We start from the raw sequence: 16,824 nt of genomic DNA, 5'->3' as shown, positions 1-16,824 counted from the left end.
CGCATCGACCTGACGAATAGGCTCATCCATGGATAACGGGAACCCGATGCTGACTACCCTGGAACAACTCGAAACCCTCTATGGCCTCCCCCACGAGCGGGCCGTGCGCAAGGAAATCGCGTTTCTCAACGAGGACTATCAGGCCATGGTCCGGGCTTCGCCGCTGGTGGTGGTCAGTTCATCAGGCCCTGACGGTCTCGATGGCTCGCCACGGGGCGATGTGCCGGGTTTTGTGCGGATCATCGATGAGCGCACCCTGGCGATACCGGATCGACCAGGCAATAACCGCCTGGATACCTTGCGCAATTTGCTGGTGGACCCGCGCATTGCCTTGCTGTTTATCATCCCGGGGATTGGCGAGACATTGCGGGTCAATGGCCAGGCGCAGATTTCCATCGAGCCTGAACTGCTGGAGAGCTTTGCCGTCAATGGCAAGCCGGCGCGTTCGGTGATTCTGGTGCAGGTGCAAGCCGCCTACTTCCATTGCTCCAAGGCGTTTGTGCGCTCCGACTGCTGGAACCCCGACAAACACCTGGACCGCTCCGCGCTGCCCACGGCCGGGGCATTTCACAAGCGGCTCAATGACGGGCAGTTCGATGCCGAGACCTATGATCGGGAGATGCCGGACAGGCTCAAGGCCAGTTTGTATTGAACGCCTATACCACCGTTGCCGGGGAACACTCGAAAGAAAACAGCCGAGGAGGACAAATCACCCTCGGCTCGCGGGTCAGTCCTTCGCTTCAACCGGTAACCAGACTTCCACCCCGCCCGTGCCCTTTCTCGCATCAAAATCCGCGCTGTAACGCTCGAAATCAGGGCCGGCGACCTTGTATCCCGAGTGCGGCAGCCACTCGAACATGATCCGCTCGTAGGTTTGCTCAAGCGCCTGCACCGGGCCGTAGTGCGGGAAGACCGCATAGTGATGGGCGGGAATCTCAACCGACTGGAAGTTGCCGGGAACGTCGCCCTTGCCGGGTACTTCGACCCCGGCGAGATAGTCGAACTCGCCGTGATTGGGGTTATGGCAGACGCCGTAGGTCACGCCACCGATGCGCTTTTTGATGTCGTTGATACAGCTGTCGAACAACTCCCACAGCTTGGGAATGTCTCCCACCGTGGCTTTCGAATAACGCCCTTCTACACCGGCGATCACCAGGGCCTTGCCCTCTTCCATACGCGGTGACAGCGGTTGGCTTGCCTGTTGGTCCATCTGAACAGTCTCCATCGATGAGTGAACAAAACCGTAACGAGTATAGGGTCATATCGGCACTTCGCTCAAAGCCCAAAAATACTCGCCGCCCCATCTGGACAACGGGCCATCATCGCCCGTATTGTCTGCCCCGCAGGCCACCGCAGTGGCCGACGTCGCTCGGACGGTTCCGGGCGCTTACGTATTTCGAGGCAACAATGGCAGACCAAGGTTCGCCGCGCCGCTTTGCGCGCATAGATCGACTCCCCCCCTACGTGTTCAATATCACTGCCGAGCTGAAGATGGCCGCCCGTCGTCGTGGCGAAGACATCATCGACTTGAGCATGGGCAACCCCGACGGCCCCACTCCACCGCACATCGTGGAGAAACTGGTGACCGTCGCCCAGCGTGAAGACACCCACGGTTATTCCACCTCCAAAGGCATCCCGCGTCTGCGCCGGGCGATTTCGCACTGGTACAAAGACCGCTATGACGTGGACATCGACCCGGAAACCGAGGCCATCGTCACCATCGGTTCCAAGGAAGGCCTGGCGCACTTGATGCTTGCCACCCTCGACCAGGGCGACACGGTGCTGGTGCCCAACCCCAGCTACCCGATTCACATCTACGGTGCGGTGATTGCCGGGGCCCAGGTGCGTTCGGTGCCGCTGATTCCCGGTGTGGATTTCTTCGCCGAACTGGAACGGGCGATTCGCGGCTCGATCCCCAAGCCGAAGATGATGATCCTCGGCTTCCCCTCCAACCCCACCGCCCAGTGCGTGGAGCTGGATTTCTTCGAGCGGGTGATCGCCCTGGCCAAGCAGTATGACGTGCTGGTGGTGCATGACCTGGCCTACGCCGACATCGTCTACGACGGCTGGAAGGCTCCCTCGATCATGCAGGTGCCGGGCGCCAAGGACATTGCGGTGGAGTTTTTCACCCTGTCCAAGAGCTACAACATGGCCGGCTGGCGCATTGGTTTCATGGTGGGGAATGCGGAACTGGTCAACGCCCTGGCGCGGATCAAGAGCTACCACGACTACGGCACCTTCACCCCACTGCAAGTGGCGGCGATTGCGGCGCTGGAAGGCGACCAACAATGCGTGAAGGACATCGCCGACCAGTATCGCCAGCGCCGTAACGTGCTGGTCAAAGGCCTGCATGAGCTGGGCTGGATGGTGGAAAACCCCAAGGCGTCGATGTACGTCTGGGCGAAAATTCCCGAGGCGTATGCGGCGATGGGCTCGCTGGAGTTTGCCAAGAAGCTGCTGCTGGAAGCGAAGGTGTGCGTGTCGCCGGGGATCGGCTTTGGCGAGTATGGCGATGATCATGTGCGCTTTGCGCTGATCGAGAATCAGGATCGGATTCGCCAGGCAGTGCGGGGCATTCGCGGGATGTTTCGGGCGGATGGGTTAGTCCAGAAAGCTAACGCCTGATCTGAATGTGGGAACCCGGTCAAATGTGGGAGCTGGCTTGCCTGCGATAGCATCACCTCGGTTTACCTGACAGACCGAGGTGCCTGCATCGCGGGCAAGCCCGGCTCCCACAGGGACCGGGTTCCCACATTTGGTTGTGCGATGTGTCTGTCAGACCACCAGCGACAGCAACATGATGAAGCCCAGCGCAACCACGGACAGAATGGTCTCCATCGCCGTCCAGGTCTTGAAGGTTTCAGCCACGGTCATATTGAAGTACTGCTTCACCAGCCAGAACCCCGCATCGTTGACGTGAGACAACACCAACGATCCCGCCCCCGTCGCCAACACCAGCAACTCGCGGTTCACACCCGGAATCATCCCGACCACCGGCACCACAATGCCCGCGCCCGTAATGGTCGCCACGGTCGCTGAACCCGTGGCCACACGAATCACCGCCGCCACCAGCCATGCCAGAAGGATCGGGTTGATCTGCGCAGTCACTGCCATTTGGCCGATCACATCACCCACGCCGCTGGTCACCAGCATCTGCTTGAAACCGCCACCGGCGCCGATGATCAGGATGATCGCTGCGGTGGGCGCCAGGCTGGCATCGAGCAGCTTGAGGATTTGCTTGGAACCGATGCCCTGGCGATGGCCAAAGGTGTACAGCGACAGCAGCAACGCCAGCAGCAACGCGGTGATCGGGTGACCGATCATGTCCATCCAGTTGCGGATCGCATGGCCGTCCGGCAGGGCGACGTCGGCGAAGGTTTTCAGCAGCATCAGGAACACCGGCAACAACACGGTGATCAGGGTGATGCTGAAGCTCGGCAGGCTCTTGGATTCCGGTTGCTCACTGGCCAGTTGGTCCACCAGCTCCTGGGACGGGTTGCCCGGGATGTACTTGGCGATAAACGAACCGTAGAGCGGTCCGGCAATGATCGCAGTAGGCAGCGCGACGATCAGGCCGTAGAGAATGGTCTTGCCGATGTCGGCACCAAACACGCCAATCGCCAGCAGCGGCCCTGGGTGCGGTGGAACCAGGCCGTGGACCGCCGACAGGCCGGCCAGCAGCGGGATGCCGATCTTGATCAGTGACACACCGGTACGGCGCGCGACGATAAACACCAGCGGGATCAGCAGCACGAAGCCGATCTCGAAGAACAACGGAATGCCCACCAGGAACGCGGCGAACATCATTGCCCACTGCACCTTGTCCTTGCCGAACGCGCGGACCAGCGTCTGGGCGATCTGATCGGCACCGCCGGAATCGGCCATCATCTTGCCGAGCATCGTACCGAGCGCCAGGATAATCCCGACAAAGCCAAGCACGCCGCCGAAGCCGTCCTGGAACGCCTTGATGATCTTGTCCACGGGCATGCCCGAGGTCAGGCCGAGAAAGCCGGCGGCGATGATCAGCGCAATGAACGGGTGGACTTTGAACCGGGTGATCAAGACGATCAGCCCGATAATGGTCACCACTGCATCAAGCAGCAAGTAGGAATCGTGGGACATGCCAAACATGGGGATCTCTCCTGTTTGTTGTTGTTATTAAAGCCGGTGTTGAATTTCGTGCCGTCAGATAGCGCTATCTTGTCAGGCAAAAAATTATTGAATGGGTTCAAAGCCGTGTTCAAGCCACCAGGCATTGGTTTGCTTGGCCAGGTCCGCGACGCTGTCTTCGCTGGCGTTCAAGGCCAGGGTCAGCGGCTCACCCTTCGGCGATTCGAGGGTGGCGAACTGGCTGTCGATCAGGCTCGCCGGCATGAAATGACCGGGGCGATGGGAAACACGATCGGCGGCCACCTCACGGGTCAGTTCCAGGAAGACAAAACCCAGGCCCGGCGCCGCTTCACGCAGGTGGTCACGGTATTTTTTCTTCAGGGCCGAGCAGGTCAGGACCGGATGTTGGCCGGCTTTGAGCGAGCGGCGCAGTTCATCACAGAGGATATCGAGCCAGCCGGCACGATCGTCGTCGTTAAGCGGATGACCGGCACTCATCTTTTCGATATTGGCGGCAGGGTGAAAGCTGTCGCCTTCAATGGCGGTGGCGCCGTTCAACAGGCACAGGGCCTCGCTGACGCTGGACTTGCCACAGCCGGAAACACCCATGATGACCAGGGCGGTAACAGGTTGACTCATGAAACACCTCAGGACGCAGATAGCGCTACCTTTGCCAGCCCTAAGGCTAGTGCAAAAACAGGCTTTTCCCGCGCCGTCTTTTCATTTTTATGGAGTGACGCGTGCATCCTCTCCAAGCACCCTCGAGCAAGATCAGGCAACCCAACGCTCAAGGATTTGCAGGCCTTTGGAGACAGCGCTACCTTAGTGCCTCGATTTTTGTTTGGCAAGCCGCCTGATGACCCCCAAGAACGATAAAAATACCCGCACGACGGGACGCCCCACCCTGAACGAAGTCGCCCGAATGGCCGGCGTCAGCCCGATCACCGCCTCCAGGGCACTGCGCGGCATCAGCACCGTGGCCACCGAACTGGTGGAAAAAGTCCAGAAGGCCGCCGCCGACCTCAACTACGTGGTCAACCCCGCTGCGCGCGCCCTGGCCTCGGCCCAGAGCCAGTCGGTGGTGGTGTTGGTGCCGTCGCTGTCCAACCTGCTGTTCATCGAAACCCTGGAAGCCATTCATCAGGTACTGCGGCCCAAAGGCTTCGAAGTGCTGATCGGCAACACCCACTACTCTCGGGAAGAAGAAGAAAACCTGCTGCGCAACTACATGGCTTACCAGCCACGGGGTTTTCTGCTGACCGGTTTTGATCGCACCGAAAGCGCCCGGCGCATGGTCGAGAGCAGCAATGTGCCCAGCGTGTACATGATGGACCTGGACCCCGGCGCCGGCCTGAACTGCGTAGGGTTCTCGCAAACCAGCGCGGGCGAGACCGCCGCGGCGCATTTGATTTCCCGTGGCCGCAAGCGCCTGGCTTATATCGGCGCGCAACTGGACCAACGTACATTGCTGCGCGGTGAAGGTTTTCGTCGGGCGTTGCAACAGGCCGGGCTGTATGACCCCGCGCTGGAGCTGATGACACCGCGCCCATCATCGGTGGGCCTGGGCGGCGAGCTGTTCCTGCAACTGCTGGCCAGCCATCCGGATGTGGACGCGATCTTTTTCGGCAACGACGACCTGGCACAAGGCGCCCTACTGGAAGCCCTGCGTCACGGAATCAAAGTGCCGGAGCAAGTGGCGGTGCTGGGGTTCAATGACCTGCCTGCATCAAGCTTCATGGTGCCGCGCCTGAGCAGCATCAGCACGCCTCGGGAAGCCATCGGCAGACGTGCGGCCGAGCATTTGCTGACGCTGATCGCGGGCAACAAAATTGCCCGGCCGGTGGTGGATATGGGGTTTGAGTTGATGGTGCGCGAGAGTACCTGAGCAGGCCGAACTCGGTCAGTGTGGGAGCTGGCTTGCCTGCGATGGCGGTTCGGCCCCAGGCGGTCCTGCGGACACGCATCGCAGCCTCGTGCCTCGACAGCGGCTACAACCGCTATCGCAGGCAAGCCAGCTCCCACATTCTTTACCGTGTCCACTTAACCCCTCGCCGTCCCTCCTGGCCCCTGCTAAATTGCCCCCTGCCAACTCACCATTGCCAGGAAAGCACCATGGGCCATTCGCTGAAAATCTTGGGTCGTACTTCCTCCATCAACGTACGAAAGGTCCTGTGGACCTGCCAGGAACTGGCCATCCCCTATGACCGCGAAGACTGGGGCATCGGGTTCACCCCAACCCAGTCCCCCGAGTTCCTGGCCCTCAACCCCAACGCTCAGGTGCCGGTGATCATTGATGACAACGGTGTGCTGTGGGAATCCAACACCATCTGCCGCTATCTGGTGGGCCTGCACCAGCGTCATGACTTGCTGCCCGCCGCTGCTGCGCCACGCGCCAAGGTCGAGCAATGGATGGACTGGCAAGCCACCGAACTCAACCCCTCCTGGGGCTACGCCTTCCACGCCCTGGTGCGCAAAAACCCGGATTTTCAGGACCCGCAACGCATCGCCGCTGGCGTGCGCGGCTGGAACGAAAAGATGAGCCTGCTGGAACAACAATTGATCCACACCGGTGCCTATGTGGCCGGAAAAGCGTTCACACTGGCCGACATCCTGGTGGGGCTGTCAGTACACCGCTGGCAGATGACGCCCATGGAGCGTCCGTCCTACCCTGCCGTCAGCGCGTACTACGAAACACTCAGCCAGCGCCCAGGCTTCCAGGCCTTTGCCCTCGACGGTCATAACTAAGGATTACACGATGAAAGGACTCAACGTACTGCTCACCGGCGCGTGCGGCAGGATCGGCAAGACGTTTTTCGAAGCCTCGAAAGATCGCTACCACTTCACCCTCACCGACCGCATCGCACCGGACTTCGCCCTCGGCGACCATCGCTTCGTGCGGGCCGACCTGAGTGATAAAGCGACCCTGGCAGCATTGCTCGACGGCATCGACGTGATCGTGCACCTGTCGGGCATTCCCCACGCCAGCGCCACCTTCGACGAATTACTGCCCAACAACATCCTCGCCACCACGTACCTGTTCGAAGCCGCCGTCGCGGCCAACGTAAAGCGCCTGGTTTTCGCCAGCAGCGCCCAGACCATCGAAGGCTATCCGGTGGACCGGCAAATCACCCCGGGCATGCCCGTGCTGCCGGCCAACCTGTACGGCGTGAGCAAATGCTACGGCGAGGCGCTGTGTGGGTACTACGCGGCGAAAACCCCACTCTCCACCATCGCCTTGCGCATTGGCGCCTTTGAGTTTCCCGAAACCCACGACCTGAATAACGCCCGTGACCTCAGCGCCTGGCTCAGCCCTCGCGATGCCGTGCAGTTACTCCAGCGCTCCGTGGAAACCGAAGGCGTGAAGCACCTGATCGCCCACGGCATTTCCAATAACCGCTTCAAACGCCTGGACTTGAGCGAGACCACGCGGGTCCTGGGTTATCAGCCGGTGGATGATGCGTTCCAGACATTCGAGATTCCTATCACCTACTGAGTCCCACGCCATGTCCTCACGCTCAGCGATGGCCTCGGACGGCGTCGACCCGGTTCGAGCCGCCCATATCAGCGCCCGCATTGATCGCCTGCCGGCCGTCGCCACCGTCTGGCGTCTGGTGGCCCTGCTGTCGATTGGCGGTTTCTTCGAACTGTACGACCTGTTCCAGACCGCCTATATCAGCCCGGGCCTGATCAGTGATGGCATTTTTGCCAGCGGCAGCCAGGGCGTCTTCGGTTTCTCCGACCAGGCGGCCTTCGCTTCAGCCACCTTTCTCGGCCTGTTCCTCGGCGCCAGCCTCCTCAGCCCGTTTGCCGACCGTTACGGGCGCCGGGCGATCTTCACCTACGCGCTGATCTGGTACACCGTTGCCACGGTGCTGATGGGCATCCAAACTTCGGCCCTTGGCATTATCTGCATGCGTTTTCTGGTAGGCATCGGCCTGGGCATCGAACTGGTGACCATCGATGCCTACCTCTCGGAACTGGTGCCCAAGCGCATGCGCAGCTCGGCGTTTGCCTTCGCCTTTTTTGTGCAGTTCCTGTCGGTGCCGGCGGTGGCACTGATGTCCTGGTGGCTGGTGCCGCAGGCGCCGTTCGGGGTGTCTGGCTGGCGCTGGGTGGTGTTGGCCAGTGCGGGGTTTGCATTGTTTATCTGGTGGCTGCGTTCACGGTTGCCGGAGTCACCCCGTTGGCTCGCACAAAAAGGCCGCTTCGAGGAAGCCGGGCAGATCATGGACAGCCTTGAAGCACGTTGCGAAAAAGATCACGGCAAACCTCTGGATGAACCGGAGCCCGAGGCCGTCAGCGTCCAGGGCACTGGGCGTTTTGCCGATATCTGGCAACCGCCGTACCGCCGTCGGGCGTTGATGCTGATTGTGTTTCATGTGTTCCAGGCCATCGGCTTCTTCGGCTTCGGCAACTGGTTGCCGGCGCTGCTCTCCGGCCAGGGTGTCAGCGTCACCCATAGCCTGATGTACGCCTTCATCATCACCCTTGCCTATCCGCTGGGGCCGCTACTGTTCGTCAAGGTCGCCAACCGCTTCGAAAACAAATGGCAGATTGTTGGCTCGGCCATGGGCGCGGTGATCTTCGGCAGCCTGTTTGCCCTGCAAAGCAGTGCCGTGGGCCTGATAACCTGCGGGGTGATGATCACCTTCTGCAATGCGTGGCTGAGCTTCAGTTATCACTCCTACCAGAGTGAATTGTTCCCCACCAACATCCGCGCCCGAGCCGTAGGGTTCTGCTACTCGTTCAGCCGCCTGTCGACGGTGTTCAGCAGCCTGTTGATCGGCTTCTTTCTCGAACACCTCGGCACGCCGGGGGTACTGGCGTTTATCGCCAGCAGCATGTTGATCGTGATGGTGACTATCGGCGTATTCGGCCCGCGTACGCGCAACCTGGCGCTGGAGAATATCGCCCACTGAGGGACGAACACTGCCCCTGTGGCGAGGCTGTAGCCGCTGCCGAGGCACGAGGCTGCGATGCGGGCCGCAGGACCGCCGCCGGGGGCCGCTACGCGACCCATCACAGCCTCGTGCCTCGGCAGCGGCTACAAAATGCAGCTGTGCAGCGGCTTAGATAAGCCCACTCACCACATCCAGGTTATTGCAACTGCAAGGTGGAGTTGAACTGACTGATGGCATCCACCACATGCCGTGAGCCTTCCTGAATTTCCAGGATCACCTGCCCCGCCTCATTGGCCAATTCCACTCCAAGCCCGGTGCGACTCAAGCTCGATTGCATGCTCGACACCGCACTCAGCGACAGGTCATGGTTCTTGCGCACCACATCGACAATTTCCACCGTCGCCTGACTGGTACGGGCCGCCAGGCTGCGCACTTCATCAGCCACCACCGCAAAGCCACGGCCATGCTCACCGGCCCGGGCCGCTTCAATCGCCGCGTTGAGTGCCAGCAAGTTAGTCTGATCGGCAATCCCGCGAATGGTCTGAACGATGCTGCCGATAATGTCCGACTGCTTGCTCACCGCATCGATGCTCAGTGCCGCTTCGTTCAGGTCGCGGGAAATTTCTTCGATGATCTGCACCGTTTGCTGCACCACTTCCGAGCCCTTGCGCGCGCAGACGTCGTTCTGCACCGAGGTGCTGTGGGCCGACTCGGCAGCGCTTCGCAAGGTGGTGACTTGATCGGTGATATCGCTGGCGAACTTCACCACTTTGTACAGCCGCCCGCTGGCATCGAAGATCGGGTTGTAGGAGGCTTCCAGAAATACCGTTTGCCCGTGTTTGTTGCGCCGTTCGAAACGATGGGAGTGATACTCGCCGCGATTGAGGGAAGCCCAGAACGCCTTATACGCCGGCGAATCGGTTTCGCTGCGGTGACAGAACAGGCTGTGGTGCTGGCCGACGATTTCGCTCAGGGAATAGTGCATGGTCTTCAGGAAGTTTTCGTTGGCATTGATGATCTGCCCCTGTGGGGTGAATTCGATCACCGCCATGGAGCGGCCAATGGCATCGATCAGGCTCTGGTTTTCATGCTCGCGATGGATCCGTACGGAAATATCCGACGCCACCTTGATCACGCTCTGCACCTGGTTGTCCGGGCCGAGCACCGGCATATAGCTGGCCTCCAGCCAAACTTCCTGGCCGCGTTTATTCAAGCGCATGAAGGTGCCGCTGATGGACTCGCCCCGCGCCAGGTCACGCCATAGCTTGGTGTAAGCATCACTGCGGTAGAACGCCTCTTCGCAGAAAATCCGATGGTGCTTGCCACGGATTTCCTCGGCGCCATAGCCCATGGTTTTGCAGAAATTTTCATTGGCGTTGAGCACCACGCCGTCGCGATCAAACTCGATCATCGCCATGGATCGGCTGATGGCGGCCAGCTTGGCATTGGCCTCGGTCAGCGCGCAGGAAAAACGTTCGATTTCCAGCAGGTCGGATTTGTGTTGGCGGTTAAACATGATCGGTTCACCTTAGCGCTGTCTTTGGGCAACTTGGAGACGCACTCGCTTTATTCACGGCTTTCACAGTGGTCAGGCACTACTGTCGAAATAACCACTCGGAACGCTTCATATGGCAAGCGCCATCAATGGCTACGGGTGAGCATAGTCAGGGCTTGGCGCTATGCAAGGCCACTAATCAGCCAGCATCTTTAACAACGCAGTGGCGGCTGCCGAGGGTGCACGGGTTCGAGAGGCGACCAAGGCGAACTCCCGGTGCACCGGACAGGTCAGCGGCATCACACGCAAGCCCTGGCGCTGGGCTGGCAAGGTCATCTCGGGCACCAGGGTCACGCCGACACCTTCGCGCACCAGGCTGAAGGCACTGCTCCATTCGCGCACTTCCACACGGACATCCTGCAATGCCAGCCCGGCTTCCGCTGCCAGGCTGCGGGCATTGACTGTGCAACCGCCAGTGGCCAGTACGAAGGGTTGTTCCAGTAGCGCCTCCAGCGCGACGCTAGCCTCGGCCGGGCGCCGGGAAAACACATGATCCATCGGCAACACCGCGACCCAATTGTCCCGCCCCAGCACCGTGGCCTTGCGCTCAGGCCCTGGATTGAGCACAACACCCAAGTCGATCAAATCCGCGTCGAGCAAGGTGTTGACCTCATCGTCACTGACCTCCAGCGCCGTTACCTCAATTCCCGGATAAAGCTGGTTGAAACGCCGCAGCAACGGCGGCAGGAAAGCGGCCAGCACCATGGGGAAACTCGCCAGGCGAATGGTCCCGCGCAACATGGGTTTGGACTCGTCCACGGTTCGACGAATGGTTTGCAAGGCATTCAGCATCACCCGCGCCTGCTCAATCACCTGCAAGCCCAGTGCAGTAGGCAAAGTGCGACGGCTTTCGCGGGCGAACAGTTGCGCACCGAGGGTGGCCTCCATGGCAGCCATGGCTTGGCTGGCGGCGGACTGGGTCATGCCGACCCGCTCTGCGGCGGCGGTGATGCTGCCGTTATCCGCCACGGCAACCAGGAGGCGCCAGTGCATCAGGTTCATCATGGCAGTAGCTGACCTTATGGGTGAGTTCTGAAGGATTAATTTTACCCACGGTGCCATGCCCGGGAAACTGACGCAAATTCCGCAGGAGTCTGCCCCCGATGAAGCTGTATTTTTCCCCCAATGCCTGTTCCCTCGCCTCCCATATCGTGTTGCGCGAATTGGCCCTGCCGTTTGAACTGATCCGCGTCGACAACCAGAAAAAAACCACCGCCAACGGTGACGACTTTCTGCGGATCAACCCCAAGGGCTACGTAGCGGCCCTGCAATTGGATAACGGTGAAGTGCTGACCGAAGGCGCCGCAATCCTCCAGTTTCTGGCCGATCAGGTGCCCGAAGCGGGCTTGGCGCCGGCCAACGGCAGTTGGGAGCGCGTGCGCTTGCAGGAATGGCTGAACTTTGTCTCCAGCGAGATTCATGGTGGCTTGGGGGTGTTGTTCAACTCAGCCATCCCGGAGGAGGTGAAGGCGTTGTTCAAGGCCACGCTGTTCAAGCGCTTTGCGATCCTGGTGCAAACCCTGGAGCGCCAGGACTACTTGCAGGGTGAACGGTTCTCGGTGGCCGACGCGTACCTGTTTGTGGTGCTGCGCTGGGCGGCGTTTTTCGATATCGACCTGCAACAGTGGCCGGCACTGGCGCGGTTTCAGCAGCGAGTCAGTGCACGTCCTGCGGTGATTGCTGCACTTGCAGCCGAAAACTCATGACCTGAAATACCTCGGCGGCTACACCAGTAAGCCGCCGTTTTCGATGAACGCACTCAGCGCCAACACATCCACCGACCCTGATCGATCCTGATCCAGGTGCATCACCTGGCTGCGCACTGCCCGATGAATCCGGCCACTGCCCTCCCCCAACCGCACCGTCCCACGCAAATCCACGGCCTGGGCCGCGACGATCAACTCGATGCTACCTAGCCACAACACCCGCTCCGTCAGGCGTCGAGTCTTGTCGATCACCGCCAGCGCCTGCCCCGCATAGTCTTCCACCCGATCCGCCACCGGCACGCTCACGGCAGGCAGCGGATTGGCCAAGTGCCCAATCTCCGCCAACAGCGCCGCGCTGGTTCGTTGCAATGCCGCCATGCCGACGTGTCCTGGTTGGCCGATCAGAAAGCGCGGCAACTCGCTGGACGCCGGCGACAACAGCTTGGCAATCCGTTCGGCACTGCAAGCGGCCACCCGGCTCAAGGCCAGGCCCAGTCCTTCACCGGCCAGCGCCAGGTGAGTGCTGTCGAAGTTGGCCGTGGCCAGCACCTGCTGCTCCTCACTGATCAACGCCGGATTGTCGGCGCCGCTGGCCAATTCCAACTCGATCTGTTCACGCAGCTGCTGCAAGGCCTGCCGAGCTGCGCCTTGAACCACAGTGGCACAACGAAAACTCAACGGGTCCTGCAACCGACGCGGGTTGTCCGCCAACTCACCACCGTCCAGCAGCCGAAACAACGCCTGTGACTGCTCGGTTTGCCCTGGCGCTGGCCGCAACCGTGAAGCCCAGGGCTGGAACGGGCTAAGGTTCGCGCGATAGCCCTCACACGACAGTGCAATGGCCGCCAACACCGCCTGCAACGCGCGCTCGGCCTCGGCCACCAATAACGCGCCAAGGCCGACACTGGCCGCATTCGCCGACACCAATGCCAGACCATCCTTGCCCACCAGCCGTGCCGCTTGAAGACCGCTGCGTTGCAGCGCCTCAGCAGCCGGCAAGCGCTCCCCGCGCCACTGCACCCACCCCTGACCCAACAGCGCCAGACTCAGGTGCGCCAGAGGTGCCAGATCGCTCTCACCCAGAGAGCCCAGCAATGGCACCTCGGGCTCTATACCCGCATTGAGCAAGGCCAGCAGGCTGTCGGCCGCGTGAGGGGAAATCCCCGAACGGCCTTGGGCCAACCCCGCCAACCGCGCCGTGATCATTGACCGCAGTTCCTGACGATTGGCCAGGCGTCCTACGCCCACGGCGCGCCCCAGGGGAATCCGCGCTTGCAGCAGCGAATCGTCCAGAGGCACCTGCACATCCACCGCCGCACCGAGGCCTGTGGTCACGCCATAAATCGGCGTGCCCTGACTGGCAAGGCTTAGCAACAATCGATGCCCTTCCTCGATGCGCTGCCGAGCGTACAAGCTGAAGGCTACGGGCGCGTCCTGTTCAGCAATAGCGAGCAAGTCCACCAGCGCCAGTCCTTGGGGATCCAGGTATTTCATGCCCACCGCAGCCTTTGGCCGATACCCAGTCGCTTGGCCTTTTCCAACAGCGCATGGCCCAGGGCGATATCACTGAGGCTCAAGCCCCGGTGCCAGAACAGGATGGTTTCATCGGGGTTTTGCCGGCCGCTTTTCAAGCCCGCGACGATCTGCCCCAACTCGGCGTGCAAGGTGTCGGCGCTGAGTTTCCCGGCATCGACATGGGCGCGCAACGCACCGAACATTCCGTCTTTGCACTGCCCCCAGTCGTCCACCACCCGCTTGTTCATGATGTCGGTCAGGGACAGTTCCACCGCACTCATGGTGCCGTAAGGCACCACAAAGGCGCCGGGTTTGATCCACTCGGTGCGCAACAGCGGTTCTGGTTGATCAAGCCGCGAGGCCTCGACCACGATGTCAGCGCCGCGCACCGTGGACGCCCAATCCTCGGTGACAATCACCGGCTTGCCGAGGTCGCGACGCAGGCGTTCGGCAAAGGCTTCGCGGCTTTCGCTGCGACGGGAATGCACACGGATTTCCTCGAAATCGAACAGGTGGTCCAGCAACCGCACGTTCCAATACGCCGTGCCTCGGGCACCGATATGGGCCAGCACTTTACTGTCCGTTCGGGCGAGGTATTTGGCCCCAATGGCGGTAACGGCACCGGTGCGCATGTCGGTGATGGCCGAGGCGTCGAGGATGGCTTTCGGGATGCCGGTGGCCGGGTCCAACAGGTTGAGAATCGCCAGTTCCGAAGGCAAACCCTTGCGGTAGTTGTCGACAAAATCCCCCACCACCTTGACCCCGGCGTAGCCGATCGCGCCACCCAACACTCCGCGCAGCACGTTGAAATGACCGTTGATTTCACCGCCGGGAATCAGGTGGGTGCGCGGCTCGATCACCGCCTCGCCACGACCCTGGATGGCCAGGCTGGCTTCGATGGCGTTGAGGATTTCGTCGTTGCTCAAGTCCAGTTCGTCAATGTCCAGGCCGTTGAGAAAATCGATGTAGATCGGTTGCATGGTCTGCTCACTGATAGGTCACGGGGCCTTGAAGACAATCTGCTGCACATCGACCTTTTTCGGGATCAGGCCATTGGCAAAAAACAGGTCGGCGGTGCGTTGCTGGTTGGCGATGTCCACCGCGTCCAGTGGACGGCTAGGCGTCGGCGAACGATGCCTGAAATAGCTTTCCACCACTGCCGGTGGCAGACCCAGGGTCTTGGCCATCAGCGCGACGCTTTCGTCATGCTGGTCCAGGGATAAACGTTGCGCCTGGGCGAAGGTCTTGAGAATGGCGGCGATGGCCTGCGGGTGCTGCTTGGCAAACGGACCGCTGGCGATGAAAAAGCTGCCTGCAGGATTCAACCCTTGGCCGTCCCCCAATACCCGCGCCGAACCGTCCACCACGGCCGCCGAGTAGTACGGGTCCCAGACGACCCAAGCGTCCACCTTGCCTTGTTCGAACGCAGCACGACCGTCGGAAGGCGACAGGTACACCACGTTCACATCCTTCCACTGCAAGCCCGCGCGCAACAGGCTTTTGAGGAACAGGTTGTGGGCGCTGGAGCCCTTGAGCAGCGCCACACGCTTGCCTTTGAGGTCCGCCACGCTTTGCACCGTGCTGGCCTTGGGCAGCAGGATCGCTTCGGTACGGCCATCATTGGGCTCGACGCCGATGTACTGCACGTCGATCCCGGCAGCCTGAGCGAAGATCGGCGGGATGTCACCGATGTTGCCGATGTCCAGGCTGCCGGCGTTCAGCGCCTCGATCAGCGGTGGGCCGCCGAGAAATTCAGTCCACCGCACCTGAGTACCGGGGAGCGCCTGCTCGAACAGGTGATGCTCACGGGCGAGCACCATGCTCACGGAGCTTTTCTGGTAACCGATGCGCAGGGTGGGCGGTTCAGCGGCCAGCAACTGCCCGGTCAACAGCGTCAGCAGCGTTGCAGCGACGAGCTTGCGCATTAGAGACTCCCCCTGACCTTCGACGCGACATCCGCCGGTACCCACTGCTGCCACACCTGTGGTTGCTCTTTCAAAAAGGCTTCGGCCACTTGGCGAGGCGCCGTCCGTTTTTCGGCCATTTGCGCAAGGATGCCGTTGAGCAGATCAATCGGCAGGTCGACCTTTTCAAAGAACGTCACCAGCTCCGGGTACTGGGTCTTGAACGGCGCCGAAACACCAATCGCCAGGTGCGCCGGCATCGAGCGGGTGCCTTGCGGATGCGGGTTGTTCGCGTCGGCCAGGGTCTTCCAGGCTTCGGCGTTGAACGGTGGTTCTTCCAGTTTGATCAGCTTGAAACGCCCCAGCAGCGGCGTCGGCGACCAGTAGTAGAACAACACCGGTTTGCCTCGGCGAATCGATGACGCCACCTCGGCATCCAGCGCTGCGCCGGAGCCGGTGCGGAAGTTGACGAAGCTGTCAGTCAACCCGTAGGCCTTGAGTTTCTGGCTGTTGACGATCTCCGAGGTCCAGCCGGTGGGGCTGTTGAGGAAGCGTCCACGGGTCGGGTCTTCAGGGTCACGGAACACGTCCTTGTAGCGCGACAGGTCGGCCACGGATTTCAACTCCGGCGCCAGGGGTTTGATACCGCGCTCGGCATCGCCCTTGATCACATATTCCGGCACCCACCAGCCTTCGGTGGCGCCTTTGACCGTGTCGCCAAGGCCGAACACCTTGCCTTCGTTTTCAGCCTTGACCCAGGCCGGACTGCGCCCAGCCCACTCTTCGCCGATCACCTGAATATCGTCCTTGGCCAACGCGGCTTCCAGGCTCACGGTGCTGCCGGGCAAGGTGTCGGTGGGATAGCCGTAGCCTTTTTCGACAATCAAGCGCAGGACTTCAGTGATCAGGCTGCCACTTTCCCAGGTGATGTCGCCGAAGTGAATCGGTTTGGCCGGGACCGCAGCGGTGGCTGACTGTGCCAGGACGGTGAATGCCAGCAGCGAGCCACCGAGCAGGTTTTTTAGTTTTTTCATGAAGAGCCTCAGGGTGATTCGGGTTTCAAAGTACAGCCGAGCAAATGTGGGAACTGGCTTGTCGGGTCCCACAGGGGATCGGAGTCAGCTTCAAGATCA

15 protein-coding genes and 2 pseudogenes are annotated in these 16,824 nt (G+C 61.0%); 7 read left to right on the top strand and 10 right to left on the bottom strand.

From position 1 onward, the window contains the following. Positions 1-46 precede the first annotated feature (46 nt). Entirely contained in the window at positions 47-652 is a 606-nt protein-coding gene (locus GNF76_RS01910) for a pyridoxamine 5'-phosphate oxidase family protein (protein WP_155581546.1), read from the top strand. 75 nt (positions 653-727) lie between these two features. Here the strand turns inward: GNF76_RS01910 and GNF76_RS01905 are convergent, their stop codons facing one another. Beyond that, on the bottom strand, positions 728-1,210 hold the full coding sequence (locus GNF76_RS01905; protein WP_155581469.1) for a GyrI-like domain-containing protein: 483 nt from the start codon (positions 1,208-1,210) through the stop codon (positions 728-730). A gap of 197 nt (positions 1,211-1,407) precedes the next feature. Between GNF76_RS01905 and alaC the strand changes: the two genes are divergently transcribed. Further along, positions 1,408-2,625, top strand: a complete 1,218-nt coding sequence (gene alaC, locus GNF76_RS01900; RefSeq protein ID WP_155581468.1) for an alanine transaminase — start codon at positions 1,408-1,410, stop codon at positions 2,623-2,625. A 150-nt stretch (positions 2,626-2,775) separates the two neighbouring features. On the opposite strand, the gene GNF76_RS01895 is transcribed toward alaC, so the two are convergent. Together GNF76_RS01895 and GNF76_RS01890 are read right to left on the bottom strand one after the other, a co-directional pair. Next, positions 2,776-4,131, bottom strand: a complete 1,356-nt coding sequence (locus GNF76_RS01895; protein WP_155581467.1) for a GntP family permease — start codon at positions 4,129-4,131, stop codon at positions 2,776-2,778. Positions 4,132-4,215: 84 nt separating this feature from the next. Then, positions 4,216-4,749 carry a gluconokinase gene (locus tag GNF76_RS01890; protein WP_155581466.1) on the bottom strand — a complete coding sequence of 178 codons (534 nt, stop codon included), beginning with the start codon at positions 4,747-4,749 and terminating at the stop codon, positions 4,216-4,218. A 214-nt stretch (positions 4,750-4,963) separates the two neighbouring features. Here GNF76_RS01890 and gntR point away from each other — a divergent pair, with 214 nt between their 5' ends. The 4 genes from gntR to GNF76_RS01870 all read left to right on the top strand — a co-directional run bounded on the left by gntR (position 4,964) and on the right by GNF76_RS01870 (position 9,029). Next, positions 4,964-5,995, top strand: coding sequence for an HTH-type transcriptional regulator GntR (gene gntR / locus GNF76_RS01885; RefSeq protein ID WP_178123142.1), 1,032 nt, complete (start codon positions 4,964-4,966; stop codon positions 5,993-5,995). Between the two features lie 227 nt (positions 5,996-6,222). Beyond that, positions 6,223-6,855, top strand: coding sequence for a glutathione S-transferase family protein (locus tag GNF76_RS01880; protein ID WP_155581464.1), 633 nt, complete (start codon positions 6,223-6,225; stop codon positions 6,853-6,855). A 10-nt stretch (positions 6,856-6,865) separates the two neighbouring features. Then, positions 6,866-7,603 carry an NAD-dependent epimerase/dehydratase family protein gene (locus GNF76_RS01875; RefSeq protein WP_155581463.1) on the top strand — a complete coding sequence of 246 codons (738 nt, stop codon included), beginning with the start codon at positions 6,866-6,868 and terminating at the stop codon, positions 7,601-7,603. Between the two features lie 10 nt (positions 7,604-7,613). Beyond that, positions 7,614-9,029, top strand: a complete 1,416-nt coding sequence (locus GNF76_RS01870; RefSeq protein ID WP_155581462.1) for an MFS transporter — start codon at positions 7,614-7,616, stop codon at positions 9,027-9,029. Between the two features lie 178 nt (positions 9,030-9,207). Here the strand turns inward: GNF76_RS01870 and GNF76_RS29875 are convergent. The 3 genes and pseudogenes from GNF76_RS29875 to GNF76_RS01860 all read right to left on the bottom strand — a co-directional run. After that, positions 9,208-9,627, bottom strand: a pseudogene (locus GNF76_RS29875) (methyl-accepting chemotaxis protein); the annotation flags it as partial. A gap of 123 nt (positions 9,628-9,750) precedes the next feature. Continuing rightward, a pseudogene (locus GNF76_RS29870) lies at positions 9,751-10,527 on the bottom strand (PAS domain-containing protein); the annotation flags it as partial. Between the two features lie 174 nt (positions 10,528-10,701). Further along, positions 10,702-11,571 carry a LysR family transcriptional regulator gene (locus GNF76_RS01860; protein WP_155581460.1) on the bottom strand — a complete coding sequence of 290 codons (870 nt, stop codon included), beginning with the start codon at positions 11,569-11,571 and terminating at the stop codon, positions 10,702-10,704. Positions 11,572-11,669: 98 nt separating this feature from the next. On the opposite strand from GNF76_RS01860, the gene gstA reads away from it, so the two are divergent. After that, complete coding sequence (gene gstA / locus GNF76_RS01855) at positions 11,670-12,272, top strand: glutathione transferase GstA (protein WP_155581459.1); 603 nt, start codon at positions 11,670-11,672, stop codon at positions 12,270-12,272. 18 nt (positions 12,273-12,290) lie between these two features. Here gstA and GNF76_RS01850 read toward each other — a convergent pair whose 3' ends face one another. From GNF76_RS01850 to GNF76_RS01835, 4 genes are read right to left on the bottom strand one after another with little or no spacing between them, the layout of a single operon-like run. After that, a complete protein-coding gene (locus GNF76_RS01850; protein ID WP_155581458.1) occupies positions 12,291-13,766 on the bottom strand; it encodes an HAL/PAL/TAL family ammonia-lyase in 1,476 nt (491 codons plus the stop codon). Beyond that, positions 13,763-14,767, bottom strand: a complete 1,005-nt coding sequence (locus GNF76_RS01845; RefSeq protein ID WP_155581457.1) for an ornithine cyclodeaminase family protein — start codon at positions 14,765-14,767, stop codon at positions 13,763-13,765. The genes GNF76_RS01850 and GNF76_RS01845 overlap by 4 nt, the downstream gene beginning before the upstream one ends. Positions 14,768-14,785: 18 nt before the next feature. Beyond that, positions 14,786-15,712, bottom strand: a complete 927-nt coding sequence (locus tag GNF76_RS01840; RefSeq protein WP_155581456.1) for an aliphatic sulfonate ABC transporter substrate-binding protein — start codon at positions 15,710-15,712, stop codon at positions 14,786-14,788. Further along, positions 15,712-16,725: an ABC transporter substrate-binding protein gene (locus tag GNF76_RS01835; protein ID WP_155581455.1), complete on the bottom strand. Its 1,014-nt coding sequence runs from the start codon at positions 16,723-16,725 to the stop codon at positions 15,712-15,714. The genes GNF76_RS01840 and GNF76_RS01835 overlap by 1 nt, the downstream gene beginning before the upstream one ends. Between the last annotated feature and the right edge of the window lie 99 nt (positions 16,726-16,824).

This window comes from Pseudomonas spelaei (assembly GCF_009724245.1).
GTDB lineage: Bacteria > Pseudomonadota > Gammaproteobacteria > Pseudomonadales > Pseudomonadaceae > Aquipseudomonas > Aquipseudomonas spelaei.
Note: the sequence above shows the minus strand (reverse complement) of the source record. Positions and strands in the feature narration are given on the sequence as shown.